This window comes from Curvibacter sp. GW821-FHT09D12 (assembly GCF_059416245.1).
In genome coordinates, this window is sequence record NZ_JBWKOU010000008.1 from 1 (window position 1) to 24,675 (window position 24,675).

Annotated in this window: 19 protein-coding genes; 14 read left to right on the forward strand and 5 right to left on the reverse strand. The window is 65.2% G+C overall.

What is annotated here, in order from left to right; translation table 11 throughout:
- Window positions 1–285: 285 nt before the first annotated feature.
- Window positions 286–1,233 (reverse strand): alpha/beta hydrolase family protein, encoded by a 948-nt coding sequence (locus AC07PT_RS14360; protein ID WP_494657042.1) that lies wholly within the window; start codon window positions 1,231–1,233, stop codon window positions 286–288.
- Between the two features lie 167 nt (window positions 1,234–1,400).
- Here AC07PT_RS14360 and AC07PT_RS14365 point away from each other — a divergent pair, with 167 nt between their 5' ends.
- On the forward strand, window positions 1,401–2,015 hold the full coding sequence (locus AC07PT_RS14365) for a Bug family tripartite tricarboxylate transporter substrate binding protein (protein ID WP_494657043.1): 615 nt from the start codon (window positions 1,401–1,403) through the stop codon (window positions 2,013–2,015).
- 158 nt (window positions 2,016–2,173) lie between these two features.
- Here AC07PT_RS14365 and AC07PT_RS14370 read toward each other — a convergent pair whose 3' ends face one another.
- Complete coding sequence (locus AC07PT_RS14370) at window positions 2,174–3,967, reverse strand: SulP family inorganic anion transporter (RefSeq protein ID WP_494657044.1); 1,794 nt, start codon at window positions 3,965–3,967, stop codon at window positions 2,174–2,176.
- 406 nt (window positions 3,968–4,373) lie between these two features.
- Between AC07PT_RS14370 and AC07PT_RS14375 the strand changes: the two genes are divergently transcribed.
- The 12 genes from AC07PT_RS14375 (at window position 4,374) to AC07PT_RS14430 (ending at window position 20,439) form a co-directional block, all read left to right on the forward strand.
- Complete coding sequence (locus AC07PT_RS14375) at window positions 4,374–4,811, forward strand: peptidylprolyl isomerase (protein ID WP_492345956.1); 438 nt, start codon at window positions 4,374–4,376, stop codon at window positions 4,809–4,811.
- Between the two features lie 91 nt (window positions 4,812–4,902).
- The gene (locus tag AC07PT_RS14380; RefSeq protein ID WP_494657233.1) at window positions 4,903–6,090 is read left to right on the forward strand and encodes an NAD(P)H-dependent flavin oxidoreductase; all 1,188 of its coding nucleotides are present in this window, start codon (window positions 4,903–4,905) and stop codon (window positions 6,088–6,090) included.
- An 87-nt stretch (window positions 6,091–6,177) separates the two neighbouring features.
- Window positions 6,178–7,173 (forward strand): GTP 3',8-cyclase MoaA, encoded by a 996-nt coding sequence (moaA, locus tag AC07PT_RS14385; RefSeq protein WP_494657045.1) that lies wholly within the window; start codon window positions 6,178–6,180, stop codon window positions 7,171–7,173.
- A 94-nt stretch (window positions 7,174–7,267) separates the two neighbouring features.
- Entirely contained in the window at window positions 7,268–9,271 is a 2,004-nt protein-coding gene (locus AC07PT_RS14390) for a type IV pili methyl-accepting chemotaxis transducer N-terminal domain-containing protein (protein WP_494657046.1), read from the forward strand.
- Complete coding sequence (locus AC07PT_RS14395) at window positions 9,268–9,993, forward strand: response regulator (protein WP_492345959.1); 726 nt, start codon at window positions 9,268–9,270, stop codon at window positions 9,991–9,993. Before AC07PT_RS14390 ends, AC07PT_RS14395 begins: the two co-directional genes overlap by 4 nt.
- A 103-nt stretch (window positions 9,994–10,096) precedes the next feature.
- Window positions 10,097–11,335 carry an MFS transporter gene (locus AC07PT_RS14400; RefSeq protein ID WP_492345960.1) on the forward strand — a complete coding sequence of 413 codons (1,239 nt, stop codon included), beginning with the start codon at window positions 10,097–10,099 and terminating at the stop codon, window positions 11,333–11,335.
- A gap of 38 nt (window positions 11,336–11,373) precedes the next feature.
- On the forward strand, window positions 11,374–12,822 hold the full coding sequence (locus tag AC07PT_RS14405; protein WP_494657047.1) for a NarK family nitrate/nitrite MFS transporter: 1,449 nt from the start codon (window positions 11,374–11,376) through the stop codon (window positions 12,820–12,822).
- A 36-nt stretch (window positions 12,823–12,858) separates the two neighbouring features.
- Window positions 12,859–16,665, forward strand: a complete 3,807-nt coding sequence (locus tag AC07PT_RS14410; protein WP_494657048.1) for a nitrate reductase subunit alpha — start codon at window positions 12,859–12,861, stop codon at window positions 16,663–16,665.
- Window positions 16,662–18,185, forward strand: coding sequence for a nitrate reductase subunit beta (narH, locus tag AC07PT_RS14415; protein ID WP_494657049.1), 1,524 nt, complete (start codon window positions 16,662–16,664; stop codon window positions 18,183–18,185). The genes AC07PT_RS14410 and narH overlap by 4 nt, the downstream gene beginning before the upstream one ends.
- A gap of 2 nt (window positions 18,186–18,187) precedes the next feature.
- A complete protein-coding gene (gene narJ, locus AC07PT_RS14420; protein ID WP_494657050.1) occupies window positions 18,188–18,931 on the forward strand; it encodes a nitrate reductase molybdenum cofactor assembly chaperone in 744 nt (247 codons plus the stop codon).
- Complete coding sequence (narI, locus tag AC07PT_RS14425) at window positions 18,928–19,623, forward strand: respiratory nitrate reductase subunit gamma (RefSeq protein ID WP_492345965.1); 696 nt, start codon at window positions 18,928–18,930, stop codon at window positions 19,621–19,623. Before narJ ends, narI begins: the two co-directional genes overlap by 4 nt.
- 30 nt (window positions 19,624–19,653) lie before the next feature.
- Window positions 19,654–20,439 carry a peptidylprolyl isomerase gene (locus AC07PT_RS14430; RefSeq protein ID WP_494657051.1) on the forward strand — a complete coding sequence of 262 codons (786 nt, stop codon included), beginning with the start codon at window positions 19,654–19,656 and terminating at the stop codon, window positions 20,437–20,439.
- An 8-nt stretch (window positions 20,440–20,447) separates the two neighbouring features.
- Here the strand turns inward: AC07PT_RS14430 and AC07PT_RS14435 are convergent, their stop codons facing one another.
- On the reverse strand, window positions 20,448–22,037 hold the full coding sequence (locus AC07PT_RS14435; RefSeq protein WP_494657052.1) for an FAD-dependent monooxygenase: 1,590 nt from the start codon (window positions 22,035–22,037) through the stop codon (window positions 20,448–20,450).
- 79 nt (window positions 22,038–22,116) lie between these two features.
- Window positions 22,117–23,115 carry a Bug family tripartite tricarboxylate transporter substrate binding protein gene (locus tag AC07PT_RS14440; protein WP_494657053.1) on the reverse strand — a complete coding sequence of 333 codons (999 nt, stop codon included), beginning with the start codon at window positions 23,113–23,115 and terminating at the stop codon, window positions 22,117–22,119.
- A 115-nt stretch (window positions 23,116–23,230) separates the two neighbouring features.
- Between AC07PT_RS14440 and AC07PT_RS14445 the strand changes: the two genes are divergently transcribed.
- Complete coding sequence (locus AC07PT_RS14445) at window positions 23,231–24,130, forward strand: LysR family transcriptional regulator (RefSeq protein WP_492345969.1); 900 nt, start codon at window positions 23,231–23,233, stop codon at window positions 24,128–24,130.
- 124 nt (window positions 24,131–24,254) lie between these two features.
- Here AC07PT_RS14445 and AC07PT_RS14450 read toward each other — a convergent pair whose 3' ends face one another.
- Entirely contained in the window at window positions 24,255–24,662 is a 408-nt protein-coding gene (locus AC07PT_RS14450; protein ID WP_492345970.1) for a bacteriohemerythrin, read from the reverse strand.
- Window positions 24,663–24,675 lie beyond the last annotated feature (13 nt).

Below are 24,675 nucleotides of genomic sequence, written 5' to 3' on the forward strand. Positions count from 1 at the left end.
AATGTCCATTTAGAAGTGAAATGGGCATCTTCGGGACCTCGGAAATGGGGGGCAAGATGGGAGGACTGGCCGCTTACGCTCTCTGAGCCAACTGCTCCGCTGTTTCAAGCCGCCAATGTGCATTCAGGCCTTGGGCACGCGAGCCAGCACGGGCGCCCGAAAAACCACGTCTGGGTAATTTTCAAACATCGATTTGATCAGTTCGCGAAGCAAGCCGCCATTTTCGAAAGACAACTGCACCCCTTTCAGAGGTGGTCTTCGTGGGTCGGGGCAAGAAATTGGCTACTACCGGGTGATCAGATTTTTACGAAAGAACGCTAGGACTTGGGCATCGAATTCCTTATGAAATGAGGCTCGATCAAAGCTTTGGCGATCTGAACAAATCTCGGGAGCACGCTTCACCATTTCGGGCGGGCAAGGAGGCAGGAAATCGAAATGCTGGGAAGCTGGCACTGTATGAAATTCGACTGCCGCTGGCAATGCGTGAGCAATAGCGGCAACGCTTGCCGGCTCCACGCCATCTCCACCATGCTCGGAACGCCAGAGTTGTATCGGGATCCTCACATTTTTGAAGCTCTCCGCAGTGAAGAAGTTACTGAGCGGATCAGCTATCGCAGCGGCTTTTATTCGAGAATCATGGGTAAGTTCCAGGAATTCGTGCCTTTTAACTTGCTTGCAAACTTGCTTGTTTTTGTCTCGACACAACTCACCGAGAGGGTTGGCTCCGGCAACGACAAGCCCAGTGTAGCCTCCGCGTGAGAAGCCAAAAAAACCGATATTTTCAGGGTCAATTTTCTGAGCATCTGGCCATGTACCCAGCATGAAGTCGATTACCCTCTTGATATCATCAGGTCTCTCTATCAGCACAGATAGATCTCCAAGACGCCTCGGATCCATCGCGTTATCACCATGATTAATGGCGGCCACGACAAAACCGGAATTCGCTAATTTTTCCGCAATGTCACGATGACTGAGAAAAGTTCCACTCCAGCCATGAGAGATCACAACGAGAGGAAATTTGCTGCCAACGACTGGACAATCCTTGGCGACGGACATGACATAAGGTCCAATTTTCACATCGCCCAGAGGTTGTGTACATGGAAACCAGACCGCCCCCCTCAGAGTTGGACTGTCATTATCAGTTGGGACCTCAATGAGTCGGAAACCAGCAGCATGAGCAAAAAACATCGTGCAGCCAAATGTTGCCGCAAAAAATAATTTCAATAGATTCATTTATTTTCTCCCGATATCAATCACAGTCCTTGAGGTCTTCATCAGCCCGAGAGACCACTCAAGCGCGATTAAGTAGTTTAGCCCCATCAGAACGCAGCCCTTTCTAGGTAGACAAGTCTCGATACAGTGTTTAACGCGTAGTCCCAAGTTTCTGGCAAAGATTATTGGTGCGCAGCCCGACCCTGCTCTCGACCCATCCCGGCTCGGGCATCAAGAGCCTGGCTGATTTGAAAGCCAAGGTGGCCGGTGGAGGCCTGTCACTGAGCTATGCGTCGTGGGGAATCGGCGGCCTGGGCCATTTGCAGGGCGAAACGCTGAACCGCAGCCTCAAGGCGGGCATGGTGCATGTGGCTCAACGGGGCGAGGCACCTGTGATCTCGGACCTGCTCGCTGGCACGGTGGAGCTGGGCTACTCATCGGTGGGCAGTGCTATGCAGCATGCCCCGACCGGCAAGCTGATCCCGCTGGCCGTGATGGGGCGTCAACGATCCACCTCGCTGCCTCAGGTGCCCACCCTGCGCGAACTGGGCATGGCCGACCCGATCTACGACACCAGCATCTGGATCAGTCTGCTGAGCCCGGCCAAGACACTGGCCCCCATCGTTGACCGCCTGGCGCGCGAGGTGCGGGCCATCGTGGGCACCCCCGAGATGAGCCAGTTGCTCAATGGCCGAGGTTTTGAAGTCATGAACTCGACGCCCGAGCAGTTTGCAGATGATTTCAAGCCTGAGTTCGAAGTGGTGACCCGCAAGCTCCGGGAGCTGGGCATTCAGCCCCAGTGAGGCTTTGCTCAAACCCGCGGGATGAACGTCACCACCAACAACACGTTTGAAGGCTGTCGAGCCACCCGGGCCATCGCACGGCAGACGGATTTCGCCCAGGCGTGCATGCGACTTGGCGTCAAAAGGGGCTCGACCGTTGCCAAGCGGCCCCTGGCTCATCATCGGGCTGCTGCCGATGGATCGCTCAAAAGGGCCGTGGAGGCTTCGTTCGGCCTCCCGGGCGTGGCCTCCCCGGCGCGATCCTCCCAGTCCTCCCACGCCACAGACTCAGCCACGAGATAGCGCTTCACCGCTTCTCCGAGCGTCGGAAAAAAGCGTTGCTCGCCGAGTCTGGAAAACAGCCCAAAGCGCTTGAGCTTGTCTTTGACGGGGCCCTTCATTTCTGCAAAGCACAGCTCAATGCCCGCCTGGTGCAGCGTCTGGTCGAGTTCGTCAAGCACATCGGCTGAGGTCACGTCCACACTGGTCATCGGCTCGGCACCGACAACCACCCAACGAACCGGCGTGGGGGAGTTGGCGACCACCTCCAGCACGCGGTCTCGAAACAACTCGGCGTTGGCGAAGAACAGCGGCGCATCCCACCGGAACAGCACCAGCCCTGGCACCACCCGGGCCTCTGGGTGGCGAATGATGTCGTGATACCCCTTGACGCCGTCTACCCTGCCCAGCACGGCTGAGTAGGGGCGCCAGCCATCCCACAGGAATTCGATGACCGCAGCGACAATCGCCAAACCAATGCCCGGTATGGCTCCCAGCAGTGCCACGCCGAGCAGGCAGCCAATGGACAACCAGAACTCCCAGCGCTGGATTCGCCAGATGCGGCGCAGGTCACTGATTTCGATGAGTCCGATGGCAGAGGCGATCACCACGGCAGACAGCGCCGCGACCGGCACGTTGCGCACCAGACCGGGTGCCAGCAACAACAGAGCGCCCACCGCACAGGCCCCGACGACACCGGCCAGCTGCGTTTTTGCCCCCGCGGCCTCGGCCACCGGCGTGCGTGAGGCACTGACACTGATCGGAAAGCCCTGGAACAGCCCTGCAGCCAGATTGGCGGCCCCCAGGCCAACCATCTCCTGATTGGGATCAACATGGGTGCCCGAACGACCGGCATAGGTTCGCGACAACACGCTGGTGTCGGCGAACGAGATCAGCGCCACCGCCAGCCCACCCAGCAGCACCGGCGCGACGTCGTTGGAGCCGATCCATGGCAGCGAGAAGTGGGGGAGTCCCTGGGGCAATGCGCCGAGTACAGGCACACCTGCCTGGCCGTCGGTCAACGCCAAGTCCTGCAGGGTGACAACCAGAGTGGCCCCCAGTACGCCGATCAAGACACCTGGCGCGCGTGGATACCGCCTGAGCAGAAGAAGCGCCAGCAAGGTACCCGCACCAATGAGCAGCGCTCTGGGGTTCGACTGGCCCGCCGCCAGGGCCCATCCGAATTGCCAGGCCTCGCCCAACAGCCCGCGGCCATCGACACTGAAGCCGAACAGTCCCGGCAACTGACTGACGATCACGGTCAGTGCGATACCGTTCATGTAACCGTACCGGATCGGCTTGGACAACAACTCGGTGACAAAGCCCAATCGCAGGGCGCCGGCACCGATGCACAGCGCGCCCGACACCAGCGCCATCATGCTGGCCAGCGCGACCGCCCGTTGGGGATCGCCCGCCGAAAGCGGCAACACCACGGCCAGGATCAGGGCGGCCAGCGAGGAATCCGGGCCCAACACCAGGATGCGACTCGGCCCGAACAAGGCATACGCCAGCAGGCCAGCCAGAGTGGCATACAAGCCGCAGATGCCGGGCAGCCCAGAGGCGACCGCGTAAGCAATGCCCACCGGAACCAACACCGCGGTCAGCGCCAGACCGGCCACGAGGTCATGCCCCAGCCATCCGATCGGGTAGTGGCGGACCCTCTGAAGGCACGGAAGCCAGCGCGCCCAGCCCACAGCAGGCCGCACGGACCTTGGGCCAGGCACTCGCTGCGCTGGCAGCGTTTTGGTCTGAGTTGGTTGCGGATTCACCCTGGCAATTTACCCCGAACCCAGGTGGCTCAAATCGACCTGATGTGCACCCCACCCTCGCGTCAGCCGCGCCACGCAGGGCTTACCCCAGAAGCTCGGGGCCAAGGAAGCTGCGCCGCACTTGAGGCCTTGTTCGCCGCAGGGTCTTCAAAAATCGGTCGACAGAAACGGCAAGCCACATATGATTCACAAAAAATACATTTTACAGAGAAGCCTTGTTGACTCCCCACTGGCAAAGGTCTCGAACCTGCTCCGAGGTTCAGGCATCCAAGCCTGCACCTCAGCCAGCAGACCCGACGCCTGTGCCAGTGACTGAACCGCGTGTTTCGCCATGTCACACCGACCTGACCGCCCCTTGCACGAACCGCCTGAGGCCCTGCCGGCGCAAGCGGGCCCGAGCGTGTACCTGTGCCACATCCTGTTTGCCCAGGCCCCCGGGCAGGATGCCCATGCCCTGCGCCTGCAGGCCGAACGGGTCTTGCTGGCCCTCACCAGCGCCCAGGCCGAGCCAGACCAGTTCGCCCGCCTGGCACGCCAATGGTCCGCCTGCCCATCGGCGCACAGAGGCGGTGAATTGGGCTGGGTGCGCCCTCAGGACTGCGCCCCCGAGATGCTCAATGAGTTGTTCGAAATGCGCGAACCTGCCTGGGGCATGGGCGTGCATCCCCGCCTGGTTCATACGGATCAAGGCGTCCACATCGTCCAGGTGCTGGGCCGCCGTCGCACAGACCGCCGCCCTTCACGGACCGAGCTTCCGCTTTCGTTGTAAAGGAGTGCCCATGGCACCGTCAGTCTCTTCCGCCCCGACCTTCGAGTCCGGGATTTCTTCGCTGCCCGAGGGCGACTGCCCCAGTCAGTCAATGCAGGCCTTGTGCCATCAAAACAATTTGCGGCCCTGGTCACTCAAGGGGCGCAGCCTGCTGCCCGTGGTACAGGGGGGCATGGGCGTGGGGGTGTCGGCCGGGGGCCTCGCGGGGGCCGTGGCCCGCTTGGGCGCGATGGGCACGATTTCATCGGTCGATCTGCGGCGCAAACATGCCGATCTGTTTGAGCAGACCCGGCACCTTGAACACGAACCCGATGCCAAGCAACGCATCGATGCCGCCAACCTGGAGGCGCTGGCGCGCGAAATCCGCCGGGCCCGCGAAGTGGCCGGGGGTCAGGGCGTGATTGCCGTCAATGTCATGAAGGCCCTCAGCGAATACGAGGCCTACGTCCGCCAGGCGCTGGCCTGCGGGGTGGATGCCCTGGTGGTGGGCGCCGGGCTGCCGCTCGACCTGCCCGACCTGGCGCGCGAGCACCCGCAGACCGCCCTGATCCCCATCCTGTCGGACGCCCGGGGCGTGCAGTTGCTGGTGCGCAAATGGGACAAGAAGGGCCGCCTGCCTGACGCCATCATCATCGAACACCCACGGCTGGCGGGTGGGCACCTGGGCGCGGCCCGAGTGGCCGACCTGCAAGACACCCGCTTTGACTTCGACGTGGTGCTGCCCCAGGTGCAGGCCTTTTTCCAGAGTGCCGGCCTGGAGCGCGACATTCCCCTGATCGTGGCCGGGGGCATCGGCAGTCAGGAGGAACTGCGTCGCTGGCAATCCATGGGCGCCGCCGCAGTGCAAATGGGCACCGCCTTTGCCGTGACCGAAGAGTGCGATGCGGATCTCGCGTTCAAGCACATCCTGGCTCAGGCCCGGCCCGAAGACCTGGTGGAGTTCACCAGCGTGGCCGGCCTGCCCGCCCGCGCCGTGCGCACGCCCTGGCTCGACAAGTACCTGCGCCTCGAACCCCGCCTGAAGGCGGTGGCCCATCCCAAGCCACGCTGCACCCTGGCCTTTGACTGCCTGGCCCACTGTGGCCTGCGCGACGGCGACGCCAGCGTGGGCCAGTTCTGCATCGACCGGGCCCTGGGTCATGCCTTGCGCGGGGACCCGGGCAAGGGCTTGTTTTTCAGAGGTGCCGGACACCTGCCGTTTGGCTCGCACATCCGCCCGGTGCAGGATCTGATGCGTTGGATGTTGGGCGCCCTTCGCCCCGCCGACCTGGTGGCGTGATACCCCAGGCCCCGGGGCGCAGTGGTCCAGACCATCCTCCTTCCGGGTAATGGCGCGCAGCCCCCGTCATGCCTACAGTCAAGCACCATGTCTGATCCCCTCCTGCCGGCCCTGGTCGATACCTTCGGGCGGCGCATCGATTATTTGCGCGTCTCCATCACCGACCGGTGCGATCTGCGCTGCACCTATTGCCTGCCCAAAGGCTTCAAAGGCTACGAAGAGCCGGCCCACTGGCTGCGCCCGCCCGAGCTGCTGCGCCTGCTGGGCCTGTTTGTGCGCAGCGGCGTGTCCAAGGTGCGACTCACCGGCGGTGAGCCGCTGCTGCGGGGTGGTCTGACCGGGCTGGTGCGCGGCATCGCGGCCTTGCCGGGCCTGCGCGATCTGTCCTTGTCCAGCAACGGCACCCAACTGGCCCGGCTGGCCCGCGAATTGCGCGAAGCCGGCCTGCAGCGCCTCAACATCAGCCTGGACACCCTGGACCGGGGCTGTTTTGCCCGCATCACCGGACGTGACGCGCTGGGCAGCGTGCTGGAGGGCCTGCAGGCGGCCCAGGCCGCAGGCTTCAGCCCCATCAAACTCAACATGGTGGTGCAACCGGGCGTGAACCTCGACGAGGTGGCGAGCGTGCTGGCCTTCGCCATGGCCCATGGCCATGTGTTGCGGCTGATCGAGCCCATGCCCATGGGCACCACTGGCCAGGCTGTGGCGCCGCCCGACCTCAGTGCCCTGGGCCAAAGCCTGGCGCAGCAGCACGGCCTGCTGCCTTGCGTGATGGGCCAGGGCGGGGGCCCCGCACGCTACTGGGCCAGCCCGGACGGTCGCGCCAGCCTGGGCGTGATCACGCCCCTGTCGCAGCACTTCTGCGCCACCTGCAACCGCGTGCGCCTGGGGGTGGACGGCACCCTTTACCTTTGCCTGGGGCAGAACGACCGGGTGCCGCTGGGCCCGATGCTGCGGGCCGGTGCCAGCGACGCCGAGTTGTTGAAGGCGCTTCATGCGGGCATCGCGGCAAAGCCCGAGCGCCATGTGTTTCAAGAGCAACCCCAGCATGTGATGCGATTCATGGCGCAAACCGGCGGATGAAGGACATCACCAAATCACCAAAGCGCACAATTCATGCTGCAAACGATTGGAGAATGGATTGAGCCTGCCGCCGGAGCCCTTGGAGCCAGAACCGATGCCGCCAGCCTCAGACCCGGCACGGGTCCGGCTGCGCGCCCGCCTCTCGGGCCTGGGCCTGGCTTCCAAGCTGATGGGCATCGGCGGGCTGTGCCTGGTGCTGGCGCTGGCCTCGGTCGGGCTCACGCTGTGGGTGACCTGGCAATTGGAGGGCGGTGCCGCCGCCGTCAACGAAGCCGGGCGCATGCGCATGCAAAGCTACCGGCTGGCCCTGCGCCTGCAGACCCCGGTGCCCGACACGGGCCGGGCCGAGCTGAATCAGCAGGTGCAAGGCCAACTGCAGGACTTTGACGCCAGCCTGAGCCTGCTGCGCGATGGTGACCCCGCCCGCCCCCTGGCCGTGCCCTGGGACCAGGACACAAGGGCCCATTTCGAGCTGGTGCAGCGGCGCTGGCAACCCCTGCGCGAGCTGGCCGGTGAACTGGCCGTCCAGCGACCTGGCCCCGGGCTGAGCCTGCAGGTGGACGACTTTGTGCATGAGGTGGACAGCTTTGTCTCGGCCATCGAGCTGCACCTGGCGCAATGGACCACCCTGCTGCGCACGCTGCAGCTGGTGATGATGTCGCTGGCCCTGCTCAGTGCCCTGGTGCTGTTGTACGTGGGCCATGTGCTGGTGCTGGACCCGGTGCGCCGACTGCAGCGCAGCCTGGGCCGCATCGAGCAGGGCGACTTCGGCACCCGCGTCCAGGTGGCCAGCCACGACGAACTGGGCGCCCTGGCCGAAGGCTTCAACCGCATGGCTGAGCGCCTGCAAGACCTTTACAGCGGGCTGGAAGGCAAGGTACGAGAGAAAACGGCCCGCCTGCAACTGGAACAGCAACGCCTGCGCACCCTGTACGAGACCGCCACCTTTGTGGCCCAGGCGGACACCCTGCAAGCCCTGGCCCAGGGGTTTTCACGCCAGTTGCGCAGCATTGCGGAGGCCGACGCGGTGGCCATTCGCTGGTCAGACGAGGCCAACCAGCGCTATGTGCTGCTGGCCAGCGATTGCCTGCCCAAGGTGATGGTGGAAGAAGAGCACTGCGTGCTCACCGGGGACTGCCTGTGTGGCGCATCGTCCGAACGCGCAATGGCCCAGCCACTGAAGGTGATCCCCATCCTGGATGCGTCGCGGCTGACCCCACCCGACGGTGCCAGCCAGCGGGTGCAGCAGCATTGCGAGCGCGCCGGCTTCAGAACCCTGGTGACGGTCAGCCTGACCTGGCACCAGCGGGTGCTGGGCGAGATTGAACTCTTCTACCGCCACGACACGGTGCTGGGCCCTGAGGAGCGCAGCCTGTTCGAAGCCCTTGCCAGCCACCTGGCGGGGGCCATGGAAAACCTGCGCAGCGCCGCACTGGCGCGCGAATCGGCCGTGGCCGACGAGCGCCAGATGCTGGCCCGCGAGCTTCACGACTCCATCGCCCAGTCACTGGCCTTTCTGAAGATCCAGATGCAGTTGCTGCGCAGCGCCATGAACGACTCGCGCCCGGCGGCCGTCGAGGCCACCCTCGATGAGCTGGACGCCGGCATCCGCGAAAGCTACAGCGATGTGCGCGAACTGCTGCTGCACTTTCGCACCAACACCCATGCCGAGGACATGGAGCCCGCACTGCGCGAGACTCTCTCCAAGTTCGAGCTGCAGGCCGGCATCCGGCCCAGCCTGTCCATCCACGGCGAAGGCCTGCCGATTGCGCCCGATGTACAGGTGCAGGTGCTGCACATCGTGCAGGAGGCGTTGTCCAACATCCGCAAGCATGCCCACGCCCGCCAGGTCGAGGTGTGTGTCGACACCCACCCGCAATGGCAAGTCACCATCCGCGACGATGGCCTGGGCTTTGACGCCCGGGGCGGCCCGCCCGATGGCACCCATGTGGGACTGCGCATCATGCGCGAGCGTGCCGAACGCATCGGCGCGCAACTGACCCTCGAATCGGGCCACCAGGGCACCTGCGTGACCTTGCGCCTGCCTCAGAATCCGCAGCCTGCTGCGGCCCAGACCCACGAAGCCCCTGTGACATGACCCTGCCTCCTCCGATCCGACTGCTGGTGGTCGACGACCACAAACTGTTCCGTCGCGGCCTGGTGGCCTTGCTGTCTCAGCAGCCCAGCCTGCAGGTGGTGGCCGAAGCCACCGATGCGGGCGAAGCCCTGAAGCTGGCCGCCCAGCACGCGCCAGAGGTGGTGCTGCTGGACAACCACCTGCCCGGCGTGCACGGGGTCGATGTGCTGCCCCAGTTGATGGCGCTGTCGCCCACGCCCCAGGTCATCATGCTCACGGTGAGCGAGGATGCCGAAGACCTGTCGCAGGCCCTGGCGCGTGGCGCCAGCGGCTACCTGCTCAAGACGGTGGATGGCGACGAGCTGGTGGCCTCGATCCGCCGGGTGCGCGAGGGCCAGTCGGTGGTCTCGCCCGAGATGACGGGCAAATTGTTTGCCGCCTACCGGCAGGCCGTGGCGGCAGCCCCGGCGCCAGACTTCAACGCTGAACCTGCTGAGGCGCCCCCCCCTGAGCCGCAGGTGCGCCCGTCCGAATCGGCGCTGGCAGCGTCCAAGCTGTCGCCCCGCGAGCGCGAGATTCTGCGCGAGATCGCGCGTGGCGCCAGCAACAAAGAGATCGCCCGCACCCTCAAGATCGCCGAGACCACGGTCAAGATCCACGTGCAACACATCTTCCGCAAGCTCAACCTGAGCTCGCGGGTGCAGGCCGCGGTGTACGCCGTGACTGATCCAGATCAAAGCTGACGCTCGGGCTACTCCTTTCGGAGGATGGTGCCTGCCCGGAAGCAGGATGTTCACGGCGCACTGATTTTTTGACACTGGGGACCACTCAAAAGGAGGTTCCCCCATGTCTTCACGCGGCAAAGCGCTTTCGGTACTGACCGTCAGCACGCTCGCCTTCACGGTGTGCTTCATGGTCTGGATGATGTTCGGCGTCATCGGCATCCCGATCCGCAAGACCCTGGGCCTCAACGCCACCGAATTCGGCCTGTTGACGGCCATGCCGGTGCTCACGGGTTCGCTGGTTCGTGTGCCCCTGGGGGTGTGGACCGACCGCTTTGGCGGGCGCATCGTGATGATGGGCACCCTCCTGGCCTGCGTGCTGCCGATCTGGCTCATGAGCTACGCCACCCAGTACTGGCAGTTTCTGGTGCTGGGCCTGTTCGTGGGCCTGGCCGGTGGCGTGTTCTCGGTGGGCACCCCTTACGTGGCGCGCTGGTTCCCCAAGCACCAGCAGGGCTTTGCCATGGGCGTGTTCGGCGCCGGCAACTCGGGTGCCGCCGTCAACAAGTTTGTGGCCCCGGCCCTGATCGTGGCCTTTGGCTGGGCGGTGGTGCCGCAGGTGTATGCCGCCATCATGCTTGGCGTGGCCGTGCTGTTCTGGTTCGGCAGCGCCAGCGACCCCAGCCACCTGGTGGCCAGCAAGACCAGCTGGGGCGAACAGCTCAAGACGCTGAAGGACCCGCGCGTGCTCAAGTACTGCCAGTACTACAGCATCGTGTTCGGCGGCTATGTGGGCCTGAGCCTGTGGATGGTGCAGTACTACGTGGGCGAGTATGGCCTGGACATCCGCTGGGCCGCCCTGCTGGCCGCCTGCTTCTCGCTGCCCGGGGGCGTGCTGCGCGCCATCGGTGGCTACCTGTCTGACAAGCACGGCGCGCACCAGATCACCTGGTGGGTGCTGTGGGTGAGCTGGATCTGCCTGTTCCTGCTGAGCTACCCGCAGACCGACTTCAGCATCACCACCGTCAACGGGGTGCGCAGCTTCCACATCGGGCTCAACGTCTACAGCTTCACGGCCCTGATGTTCACCCTGGGCATTGCGTTTGCCTTCGGCAAGGCCAGCGTGTTCAAGTACATCAGCGATGACTACCCCGGCAACATCGGCGCCATCTCGGGCGTGGTGGGCCTCGCCGGTGGCCTGGGCGGCTTTGTGCTGCCGATCCTGTTCGGCGTGCTGCTCGACCTCACGGGCGTGCGCTCCAGCGCTTTCATGCTGCTCTACGGCGTGGTCTGGGTCTCGCTGATCTGGATGTACTTCACCGAAGTGCGCAGCCGCGACGTGCTGCGCGGCAACCCGGCCTGAGCAGCCCCCCCCCGACAACCCCTTCAAAAGGAATCCCCATGTCAAGCAAGACCGTGGCGCCCCAGCGCGCCCGCCCCGGCAAGACCCTGGCGGTCTGGACCCCGGAAGACAAGGCCTTCTGGGCCTCGCAGGGCCAGGCCATCGCCAAGCTCAATCTGTGGCTGTCGGTGCCGGCCCTGTTCCTGGCCTTTGCCATCTGGCAGCTGTGGAGCGTGGTGGCCGTGAACCTGCCCCTGATGGGCTTCAAGTACTCCACCAACCAGTTGTTCTGGCTGGCCTCGGCACCGGCCCTGTCGGGCGCCACGCTGCGCATCTTCTACTCGTTCATGGTGCCCCTGGTGGGCGGGCGGCGCTGGACAGCGATCTCCACCGCCTCGCTGCTGTTGCCCGCCATCGGCATCGGCATCGCGGTGCAAGACCCCAACACGCCCTACCCCACCATGCTGATGCTGGCCCTGCTGTGCGGCCTGGGCGGCGGCAATTTCTCGTCGTCGATGGCCAACATCAGTTTCTTTTTCCCGAAAGAGCGCAAGGGCTCGGCGCTGGGCGTGAACGCCGGCCTGGGCAACCTGGGGGTGTCGGTGGTGCAGTTTCTCAGCCCCATCATCATCTCGGTGGGCGTGTTCGGTGTGCTCGGCGGCGAGCCCCAACACATCAGCAAGGCGGGCCAGGTGATCGACGTGTGGGCGCAGAATGCCGCCTTCGTGTGGGTGCCGTGGATTGCGCTGACCGCCGTGGCCGCCTGGTTCTTCATGAACGACATCGCCGACGCCAAGGCCTCGTTCGCGGCACAGGCGGCCATCTTCCGCAACCCGCACAACTGGGTGATGTGCCTGCTGTACCTGGGCACCTTCGGCTCGTTCATCGGCTATGCCGCCGGCTTTCCGCTGCTCATCAAGTCGCAGTTCAAGGACGTGAACCCGCTGGCCTACGCCTGGATGGGACCGCTGGTGGGGGCCCTGATCCGCCCCGTGGGCGGCTGGCTGGCCGACAAACTGGGCGGCGCCCGCGTCACGCTGTGGAACTTCGTGGTGATGGCCCTGGCGGTGGTCGGGGTGCTGTTCTTCCTGCCCAAGGGCACGGGCAGCAGCCTGGCCCTGCCCTGGGGCCCGGCCGAGGGCAGCTTCACGGGCTTTTTCCTGATGTTCCTGGTGCTGTTCTTCACCACTGGGGTCGGCAATGGCTCCACCTTCCGCATGATCCCGGTGATCTTCATCGACCTGAAGACCCGCCGCGCACCGCGCAACGATGAGGTGGCCCAGGCCCAGGCCGTCAAGGAAGGCAACACCGAATCGGCCGCCGTGCTGGGCTTCAGCGCCGCCGTGGCGGCCTATGGCGGCTTTTTCATCCCCAAGAGCTATGGCTCGTCGATCGCCAGCACCGGCGGCCCTGAGCTGGCGCTGCTGACCTTCATCGTCTTTTACCTGCTGTGCATCGTGGCCACCTGGTGGTTCTACGCCCGCCGCGATGCCGATGTGCCCTGCTGAGCACGCCCCCCGAACCGACCCCAACGGAGCCATTCCATGAGTCATTTTCTGGACCGACTGAGCTTTTTTGCCCAGGCCCGCGAACCCTTTTCCAACGGCCACGGCGTCACCACCGGTGAAGACCGCACCTGGGAGGACGCCTACCGCAACCGCTGGCAACACGACAAGATCGTGCGCTCGACCCACGGCGTGAACTGCACGGGCTCATGCTCGTGGAAGATCTATGTCAAAGGCGGCATCGTGACCTGGGAGACCCAGCAGACCGACTACCCGCGCACCCGCCCCGACCTGCCCAACCACGAGCCGCGCGGCTGCGCCCGCGGCGCCAGCTATTCGTGGTACCTGTACAGCGCCAACCGCGTCAAGCACCCCATGGTGCGGGGCGAGTTGCTCAAGCATTGGCGTGCCGCCCGCACCGTGGCCAAGAGCCCGGTGGACGCCTGGGCGACCCTGATGGCCAATGACGAGGTGCGCCGCAGCTGGCAGACCCAGCGCGGCCTGGGTGGCTTTGTGCGCAGCAGCTGGGACGAGGTCAACGAGATCATTGCCTCGGCCAACGTGTACACCATCAAGGCCCACGGCCCTGACCGCATCATCGGCTTCTCGCCGATCCCGGCCATGTCGATGGTGTCGTATGCCGCCGGCAGCCGCTACCTGAGCCTGATCGGGGGCGTGTGCATGAGCTTCTACGACTGGTACTGCGACCTGCCGCCCGCCAGCCCGCAGGTCTGGGGCGAGCAGACCGACGTGCCCGAATCGGCCGACTGGTACAACTCGACCTTCATCATCGCCTGGGGCTCCAATGTGCCGCAGACGCGCACCCCCGACGCGCACTTCTTCACCGAGGTGCGCTACAAGGGCGCCAAGACCGTGGCCGTGACGCCCGACTACGCCGAGATCTCCAAGCTCGCCGACCTGTGGATGCACCCCAAGCAGGGCACCGATGCCGCTGTGGCCATGGCCATGGGCCATGTGATCCTGAAAGAGTTCTACTTCGACAAGCGCAGCGCCTACTTTGACGACTACGCGCGCCGCTACACCGATCTGCCCATGCTGGTGATGCTGCAGGAGCAGGACACCCCGGCCGGTCGCGCCCTGGTGCCGGGCCGTTACCTGCGCGCCAGCGACCTCAGCGCCAGTGCCGCCACGGCCAACGCCGACTGGAAGACCCTGGCCTGGGACGATGAAGGCCAGGTGGTGCAGCCGCAGGGTTCGATCGGCTTCCGCTGGGGCGCCGAAGGCCGACCCGACCAGGGCCGCTGGAACCTGGAGAGCCGCGAAGGCACCGAGGGCCGGCCGGTGCAGCTCAAGCTCTCGGTGCTGGAAGGGGCCGGTGGCAGCACCCCAGCCACGAGCAGCGTGAACAAGGTGGCCTTCCCCTACTTTGGCGGCATCGAGTCGCCCCAGTTCACCGCCAACAAACAAGGTGACGTGCTGCTGCGCAACGTGCCCATGCAACGCGTGCTGGTGCAGCAAGACGGTGTGCCACGCGAAGTCTGGGTGGCCACGGTGTTCGACCTGCAGGTGGCCAGCTACGGCGTGCACCGGGGCCTGCGCAATGCGGCCGGCGACCTGGTGGACGACGGCGCTGCCTCGTACGACGACAACCTGCCCTACACCCCGGCGTGGCAGGAGCAGATCACCGGCGTGCCGCGCCACCAGGTGCTGACCGTGGCGCGCCAGTTTGCCGACAACGCCGACAAGACCCGGGGCAAGTCCATGGTCATCATCGGCGCGGCCATGAACCACTGGTACCACAGCGACATGAACTACCGCGGCATCATCAACATGCTGATGATGTGCGGCTGCATCGGCCAATCCGGGGGAGGCTGGGCCCACTATGTGGGGCAGGAAAAGCTGCGCCCGCAGACCGGCTGGACGGCGCTGGCCTTCGCACTGGACTGGTCACGCCCGCCGCGGCAGCAAAACTCGACCAGCTTCTTCTACGCGCACACCGACCAGTGGCGATACGAAAAGCTGGGGGTGGAAGAGGTGCTGTCGCCGCTGGCCGACAAGACCCAGTTCGGCGGCAGCATGATCGACTACAACGTGCGCGCCGAACGCATGGGCTGGCTGCCCAGCGCACCCCAACTCAAGACCAACCCGCTGCAGGTGTGCCGGGATGCCAGCGCCCAGGGGCTGGACGCCAAGGACCATGTGGTCGACGCGTTGAAGAACGGCGCGTTGCAGATGTCTTGCGAAGACCCGGACGACCCGGCCAACTGGCCGCGCAACATGTTTGTGTGGCGCTCCAACATCCTGGGATCGAGCGGCAAGGGGCATGAGTATTTTCTCAAGCACCTGCTGGGCACCACCCACGGCGTGCAGGGCAAAGCTTTGGGCAGCGATGAAGCGCGGCCGCAAGAGGTGCGCTGGCACGCCGAGGCTCCCCAGGGCAAGCTCGACCTGCTGGTGACGCTGGACTTCCGGATGAGCACCACCTGCCTGTACTCGGACATCGTGCTGCCCACGGCCACCTGGTACGAGAAGAACGACCTCAACACCAGCGACATGCACCCCTTCATCCACCCGCTGTCCACCGCCGTGGACCCGGCCTGGGAGGCGCGTTCGGACTGGGACATCTACAAGGGCTTTGCCAAGAAGTTCTCCGAAGTGTGCGTGGGCCACCTGGGGGTGGAAAAAGAAGTGGTGCTGACACCCATCATGCACGACACCCCGGGCGAGATGGCCCAAGCCTTCGATGTGCGCGACTGGAAGCGCGGCGAGGTTGAGCTGATCCCCGGCAAGACCGCCCCGCAGATCACGGTGGTCGAACGGGACTACCCCAACACCTACCGCCGCTTCACCGCCCTGGGCCCGCTGATGGACAAGCTGGGCAACGGCGGCAAGGGCATCGGCTGGAACACCCAGGACGAGGTGCGCCAGTTGGGCGAGCTCAACGGCACGGTGCGTGAAGCCGGCGTGAGCCAGGGCCGACCCTCGATCGACACCGACATCGACGCGGCCGAGGTGGTGATGATGCTGGCCCCCGAGACCAACGGCCATGTGGCCGTGAAGGCCTGGGAGGCCCTGTCCAAACAGACCGGGCGTGAACACGCCCACCTGGCCCTGCACCGCGAGGACGAGAAGATCCGCTTCCGCGACATCCAGGCCCAACCGCGCAAGATCATCTCCTCGCCCACCTGGTCGGGGCTGGAGAGCGAGAAGGTCAGCTACAACGCCGGCTACACCAATGTGCATGAACTGATCCCATGGCGCACCCTGACCGGTCGCCAGCAGTTCTACCAGGATCACCCCTGGATGCGGGCCTTCGGGGAAGGTTTTGTCAGCTACCGGCCGCCGGTGGACCTGAAGACCCTGGCCGAAGTGCAGGGCCTGAAGCCCAACGGGCACCGCGAGATCGCGCTGAACTTCATCACGCCGCACCAGAAGTGGGGCATCCACTCGACCTACACGGACAACCTGCTGATGCTCACGCTGAACCGTGGCGGGCCAGTGGTCTGGCTCAGTGAGGACGACGCCAGGAGCGCCGGCATCGTGGACAACGACTGGGTCGAGCTGTTCAACGCCAACGGTGCCATCGCGGCCCGCGCGGTGGTCAGCCAGCGGGTGAAGAACGGCATGGTGATGATGTACCACGCCCAGGAAAAGATCATCAACACCCCGGGCTCGGAGATCACGGGCACGCGCGGCGGCATCCACAACTCGGTGACCCGCATCGTGCTCAAGCCCACCCACATGATCGGTGGCTACGCCCAGCTCAGCTACGGCTTCAACTACTACGGAACGATAGGCACCAACCGCGACGAGTTCGTGGTGGTGCGCAAGATGGCCCGGGTCGATTGGCTCGACGGCGAAACCACCCAAGGAGCACACGCATGAAGATCCGAGCCCAAATCGGCATGGTCCTGAACCTGGACAAATGCATCGGTTGCCACACCTGTTCGGTGACCTGCAAGAACGTCTGGACCAACCGCCCCGGCGTGGAATACGCCTGGTTCAACAACGTCGAGACCAAGCCTGGCATCGGCTACCCCAAGGAATGGGAAAACCAGGACAAATGGAACGGTGGCTGGGTGCGCAAGGCCGACGGCCGCATCGAGCCCCGCCAGGGCGGCAAGCTCAAGCTGTTGATGCGCCTGTTTGCCAACCCCAACCTGCCCGAGATCGACGACTACTACGAGCCTTTCACCTTCGACTACGAGCACCTGCAAAGCGCGCCCAAGTCCAAGGCACCGCCCACGGCGCGCCCGCGCAGCCTGATCACCGGGCAGCGCATGGAGAAGATCGAATGGGGCCCGAACTGGGAGGAGATCCTGGGCGGCGAATTCAGCAAGCGCAGCAAGGACAAGAACTTCGACGCGATCCAGAAGGACATCTACGGGCAGTTCGAGAACACCTTCATGATGTACCTGCCGCGCCTGTGCGAGCACTGCCTGAACCCGACCTGCGTGGCCAGCTGCCCCTCGGGCTCGATCTACAAGCGCGAGGAAGACGGCATCGTGCTGATCGACCAGGACAAGTGCCGCGGCTGGCGCATGTGCGTGTCAGGCTGCCCGTACAAGAAGATCTACTACAACTGGCAAAGCGGCAAGGCCGAAAAGTGCATCTTCTGCTACCCCCGCATCGAAGCCGGTCAACCCACCGTGTGCTCCGAGACCTGCGTGGGCCGCATCCGCTACCTGGGCGTGCTGCTGTATGACGCCGACCGCATCGAGCAGGCGGCCCAGACCGAACACGACCGCGACCTGTACCAGGCCCAGCTCGACGTGTTCCTCGACCCGCACGATCCGGCCGTGATCGAGCAGGCCCGCCGTGACGGCGTGCCCGAAGCCTGGCTGACCGCGGCGCGCAACAGCCCGGTCTACAAGATGGCCGTCGACTGGAAGGTGGCCCTGCCCCTGCACCCCGAATACCGCACCCTGCCCATGGTCTGGTATGTGCCCCCGCTGTCGCCCATCCAGGCCGCCGCCAACTCGGGCGATCTGGGTGTGAACGGCGAGATCCCGGATGTGAACCAGCTGCGCATCCCCGTTCAGTACCTGGCCAACCTGCTGACCGCAGGCGACACCGGCCCCGTGATGCGGGCGCTGGAACGCATGCTGGCCATGCGGGCCTACATGCGCTCGCGCCATGTGGACCAGGTGGAGAACACCGCGGTGCTGAACCAGGTCGGCCTGGACGCCGCCACGGTGCAGGACATGTACGACATCATGGCCATCGCCAACTACGAAGACCGCTTTGTCATCCCCAGCACCCACCGCGAGTACGCCGAGAACACCTTCGATGTGCGCGGCGGCTGCGGCTTCTCGTTCGGCAACGGCTGCTCGGACGGCGCCAGCGACACCAGCCTGTTCGGTGCCAAGAAGAAGCGCACCATCCCGATCAAGGCAGAGGAATGAGCATGAACACGCCCCATCATCCAGCCTCCACGGCCCCTGCGACCCCGGCGTCCAACCCCCGGGCCCGCAGCCTGCGCGCCCTGGCTCATCTGCTGACCTACCCCGACGCCACCTTGCGGCAGGTGTTGCCGGAGATCGAGGCTGCGCTGCAAACTGATGCGGCGCTGTCGACCGAGCGCCGAGCCGGGCTGCTGGCCCTGACCCAGGCCCTGCTGCAAAACCACCCGCTGGAGGTTGAAGGCGATTATGTCGACCTGTTCGACCGTGGGCGAGCCACCTCGCTGCACCTGTTTGAGCACGTGCACGGTGACTCGCGCGACCGGGGCCCGGCCATGATCGACCTGCTGCAGACCTACGAGCAAGGCGGCCTTTACCTGGACCCGGCCCGCAGTGACGGCGAGCTGCCTGACTACCTGCCGGTGGTCCTGGAGTTCGCCTCCACCCTGCCACCAGAGGCCTGCTGCGACTTCATTGGCGAGTTTGCCCACATCCTCAACAGCGTGCACGACGCCCTGGAGGGCCGCCAGAGCGCCTATGCCCAGGCTGTGGCCGCTGTGCTGGAGCTGGGAGGGCAAGCCCTGGTGGCGCGCCCCCTGGTGGCCGAACCCGCCATGGACGACAGCTGGGCCGAGCCCGAAGCCTTTGCCGGCTGCAGCAGCCCGGGCCAGCAAAAGCCTGGCGACAGCCAGCCCATCCATTTCATGCCCCGCACCGGGGCTGCCCCCACACGAGGAGCCTTGTCATGAGCCTCAGCCATCAATTCGTCTTCGGCATCTACCCCTACCTCTGTGGCGTGATCTTTCTGCTGGGCAGCCTGATCCGCTTCGACCGCGAGCAGTACAGCTGGCGCAGTGAATCCAGCCAGATGCTGGCCTCAGGCAGCCTGCGCTGGGGCTCCAACCTGTTCCACGTGGGGGTGATCGGCCTGTTCTTCGGTCACCTGTTCGGCATGCTGACGCCGCCCGAGATCGTGCACGCCCTGGGCGTGAGCCCGGCGCAGAAGCAGCTGTTGGCCGTGGTGGCCGGGGGCACCCTCGGTAGCCTGGGTCTGGTGGGCCTGCTGCTGCTGATCCGCCGCCGCCTGGGCAACACCCGGGTGCGCGCCACCTCGCGCAAGCGCGACTTCGTGGTGCTGTTCTGGCTGCTGGCCACCCTGCTGCTGGGCCTGTCCACCGTGCCGCTGTCGCTGCAACACAGCGATGGCGCCACCATGCTGCTGCTGATGGCCTGGGCACGGCACATCGTGACGTTCCAGGGCGATGCAGCCAGCCTGATCGCGGGCGTATCGCCGGTGTTCAAGCTGCACATGTTCATGGGCATGAGCCTGTTCGCCCTCTTCCCGTTCACCCGCCTGGTGCATGTGTGGAGCGGCTTTGCCTCGGCCGGCTATGTGGCCCGCCCCTGGCAGATCGTGCGCAGCCGCAAGATCGGCCTTTGAGCCGGCGAGCTTTTGATCAAGGAACGCCCCATGGCACCCACCACCCCACAGCCCCTCCCCCTGAGCGTGGCCGGCCAGCGCCTGGACCAGGACCGCAACGACCTCAGCGAGGCCGAGCGGCACCAGCGTGCCCGCCTGGCCCTGCTGCGCCTCGCGGCCATGGCCGACGGCCTGTTGCCCGACAGCGACCCGGCCCCCCATGACGGCGTGCTCAGCGAGGCCGCGGCCGATGCCATCGACCAGTGGCTGGAGCAGAACCTTCAAGTACCCGACCCCGACGAAGCGGCCTGCCGCCGCTACCATGCCGCACACCGCGCCCGCTATGCCGTGGGCGAGCGGGTGCAGGCCCGCCACATCCTGTTTGCGGTCACCCCGGGCACTGATGTCAAGGCGCTGCGCGGTCGCGCCGAGCAGGCCTTGCTGAGCCTGCGCGCAGAGCCGCAACACTTTGCCGAGCAGGCCGCCGCCCTGTCGAATTGCCCCAGCGGACAGCATGGGGGCGAATTGGGTTGGCTGAGCGAAGCCGATTGCGCCCCCGAACTGGCCCGCGAACTGCTGGGCCAGGACGCAGACCGGGCCCACGTGGGGGTGCTGCCACGCCTGGTGCATTCGCGCTTCGGCCTGCATGTGGTGGAGGTCTTGGCCCGAGAGCCCGGCCAGCACCCCGAGTTCGAACAGGTGCGCGACGCCGTGGCCCAGGCCATGCGGCAAAGCGCCTGGATCACAGCGCTGCGCCAGCAATTGCTGGTGCTGGCCGCCCGCTGGCCGGTGCAGGGCGTGGCGCTGGAGCAAGCGGGGTCAGCGCTGATGCAGTGAGGGCGCGCTCACGCGCCACGCAACCGTGTCATCACGGCGTCGGCCTGGGCCTGTGCTTCGGCGTTGTCGCCAGCCCAGGCCACAAAGGCATCGGGACGCACCAGGATCAGGGGCGCCTCGTAGCGGATCAGCTCCTGCTCTCGCGGGGCTGCGATCAGCGTCAGGGGCAGGCCTGCACGGGTGGCCGCGTCTTGCAGTGCCTGCACGGCTTCGGTGGCGGCCCCCAGGGCCAGCAAGGTGTAGCCGCTGCCCAGGGCCTCGAACACATTGCGCCCATCGGGCAGCGCAGCGGGTGCCAGATGATGCCCTGCACGGGCCTTGAATTGATGCGAGCCCTTGGCGCTGCAAGCGGCCGCGCTCGGCCCGCCCGTGATGAGCGGGGAGCCTTCGTAATGAGGCTCAAAGGCATGGACCTCGCCCACCGCCCCTTGTGCGCGGGCCTGCCAAGCCTGCTCGAAGGCAGCCCGGTCCTGTTGAGGATCGAATGCGGCCAGAAAGTCGCGGTCGGTGGCAATGGAGCGGGCAATGAAGTCTTCGATCGTGGAGGCGAACACGGGGCGACGCTCCGCGTCGTAGGACGCCAGCAGGGCCTCGCCGCCCCAGCCTTGCCGATGCGCGGCCAGCTTCCAGCCCAGATTGCGGGCGTCTTCCAGACCTGAATTGATGCCATACCCCCCATACGGCGGATGGCTGTGCGCAGCATCACCGGCCACGAAAACGCGCCCCTGGCGGTACTGATCGGCCAGCATGAATCGAAGATCCCAGAAGCCGATGTGATCGAAATCGACATCGAAGGACTCGCCCACGGCCTCCTGAAGATAGGCCTTGAAATCGAAGTTGTCCGCCGTGGTGCCGGCCGGCACAGGGGCATGGAAGAACCATTGACCTTGCAAGTCGACACGCCCGAAGAACTTCCAGTAGCCCTTCAACTGAGGATGCAGCACGTTGAAATAGGACTTGCCAGGGTAGCGCTCCAGCATGCGCTGATTGAGCTGGGCCGAGCGAAAGACGAGCAGCACCATGAGGCTGTCGTGGTCGGTGCGGGTCTGGTGGATACCCACCTGCTCCCGAACCCGGGATCGGGCGCCATCGCAGGCCACGAGATAAGGGGCACGAAGTTGCTGACTGGCGCCCCCATCGCGGGGCCGCACGATGACACTGACGCCATCCGCATCTTGCAGCACGCTGTCGGCGTCCCAGCCATACAGGGTCCGGATGCCCGGGATCTCGGCCACCCTGCTGCGCATGACCGCCTCAGTGGCGTATTGCGGCAGCCGTTCGTTGGCCGTGAAGTAGAAAGGCTTGACCAGATCGCGTTGCAGCCAGTCATAGGCATAGGGCCCGAGCAGGGTGCCATAGGCCGTCAACCCTCCAATGCCATAGGTGGGCGGGATGGTTCGCGCAGCCCGCAGGGCCGGCTCGGCGCCCCAGGCATGGAAGTGCTCCAGGGTGCGCTGGGTCAGGTTCTGCCCTTTGGGGATGGGCTGAGGTTGCAGGTGGCGCTCCACCACGGTGCAGGGCACGCCGCGCTGTCCCAGCTCGATGGCCAGGCCCATGCCGACGGGCCCTCCCCCCACGATGATGATGTCGGTGTCCATGTTCTTGTCCTTGTTCTCGATTGGCGTTTTTCTGTGGGTCAGCGCTGGGTAGGCCAGGCTGTTGCGGGTCGATGCCAGCTCAGTCGGCGGTGATGCCCTGCTCACGGATCAGGTCGCCCCAGCGCCGGGCGTCGGCTTGCATGGTCTGCTGCAGGGATTGGGGGCTGCTGGATTCAGGGGTCATGCCCTGGCTTTCGAAGGCCGTGCTGACATCGGGCTGCGCCAGGATGGCCTTGACCTCCTGGTTGACACGCTGGATGAAGGCCGGAGGGGTGGCGGCCGGCCCGAGTAACCCATACCACATGTCCACGTTCAAGTCGCCGAGGTTGAGGCTGCGCAGGGGCGGCACCTCGGGCAGCAACCGTGAGGATTGGTCAGAGCTGATGGCCAAAGCGCGCAACTTGCCGCTCTTGACATGCTGCAGTGCCACATGAATGGGCAGGAACATCAGGTCGATCTGCCCCCCCAGCAGTTCGGTGAGGGCAGGCGCTGTGCCGCGGTAGCTCACATGGGTCAGCGCGATCTTCGTCCGGGCCTTGAGCAGTTCCATGGCCAGGTGATGGGGCGTGCCGGCACCTGGTGAGCCGTAGTTGAGCTCGCCTGGATGGCTTTTGGCGTAGCTGATCAGGCCGGCCAAAGAGTCCACCTTCTTGCTGCTTCCCACCACCAACAGCAGTTGACCACGGCTGGTCAGGGTGATCGGCGCCAGATCCTGCAAGGGGTTGAAGCCGAGTTTCGGGTAAAGCGAGGGGTTGATCACCAGGGTGTTGACGGTCACCAGAAGGGTGCTGCCGTCGGGTGTGGCCCGGATCACCTCCTGGGTGCCAATGTTGCCCGAGGCACCAGGCTTGTTGTCGACGTAGACCTGGCACTTGAGCCGGGCCGACAAGGGCGCGGCCAGTTGGCGGGCGATCAGGTCGATGCCCGTGCCGGGGGTGAAAGGCACCACCAACCGAATCGTGGACGGGCCAGGGGCTTCGGCTGCAGCGGCCACCCGGGGCAGGAACAGGGCGGAGGCCCCGGCCAGCAGGGCCTGACGACGAGACAGTTCGCCGAATACAACGGGGCTTGAGGACATGGTGTGACAAAGGTTGACGACGGGATGGATTCCAAACGCTTTTTTGATATAAATCAAACGAAATATTCTGCTTAATTCTTCAAAAATTTTGATCAATGTCGACAGCCGCCAGCTCATGGCGTTTTTGGAAATCACCCGCCATCAGAACTTTGCCAAGGCAGCCCACAGCGTGCACTTGTCACCGTCTGGGGTGAGCATGCTCGTCAAGGAGCTGGAGCGCCAGGTTGGGGCCCAGCTCTTTGAGCGCACCACGCGTTCGGTGGCATTGACCGAGGCCGGTCTGCGCCTGGTGCCGGTGGCCGAACGCATTCTTGAGGAATTGCATGGCCTGGGTGAGGCCGTGCGCGGCACCGAGGAGGCCTTGCGTTCACGCCTGGACATCGCGGCCACCCCCATCGTCGCCGCGAGTCTGTTGCCCCAGGTCCTTGGTGAATTCAGCCGCGACCACCCTGGCGTGAGGATGCGTTTGGCCGATCTTCCCGTGGGGGCGGTCCATGACGCGGTCATCCAGGGGGAGGCCGACCTGGGTCTGGGCTTTTTCGTCAAGGCCGCCCCCAGCCTTCTGCGCGAGCCATTGTGCCGTTTCCGGCTGGTCTGCATCAGCCCACCGGGGGTGGGATCTGCCAGCCAACGAGGTCGCCGGACCTGGCGCAGCCTGGCCGACGTGAACTTGCTGAGCCTGCCTGCCGACAACCCGATCCAGGCGGTGATCGAAAGCCACCTGCCGCGCCGTCTGGCCCGCACGGGGGAGCGCATGACGATGAACTTTCTGGGTTCTTTGATCGCCATGGTCGAAGCCGGCATGGGGCACGCCGTCGTGCCCTCCATCGTGATGGCCGAGTGTCTGCGGCATGGCCTGACTGTCGAGTTGCTGGAAGAGCCAGCCGTGCACCTTGAGCTCTTCGTTGTGACTCGCCGTGGCGCAGCGGTCAAAGCACAGGCCCAGACCTTCGAGAGTGTTCTGAGAGCCGCTGCACAGCGGCTTGAGAAGGCGGGAACATGGGCGCCCGCATGAATCGCGTCGGGCCGACTCGGCCAACGACTTGACTCAGCGCAACGCCAGGGGACGCCCGCGATGAGAGGCACGCCCTACCACCCAGCGGATTGAGCCCCCAGCTCGTTCTGCACGGCTCACGCCTTCACGCCCCCGGCTTTTTCCGCACAAACGCCCGCGCCTCTTTGTCAGAACGCCGGATGTGCAGCGACAGCCAATCGCGCAGCACACTGGACAGCTGCGACGCCACGGTGATGCTGCCGGCCTCGTACTGCCGCTTCAATGCCTCGAGCTGGCCGATGAAATGGGCGTGACCGATCTGGTGCTGCTCCAGGTGCGGAAACCCCACGCTACGCATCAGGGCCTCTTCACGGTTCAAGTGATCTCGGGTGTAGGCCAGCAATGCATCAAGCACCCCTTGCACTACCTCACGCCCCCGCCCCTGGCTGGTGGCGGTGTGCAACTGATTGACCAGATCGACCAGATGCCGGTGGTCGCGGTCGATGGGGCCGTGGTCGATCACCAGATCGTCGGCCCATTCAAAGTAAGCCATTCAGGATCTCCTG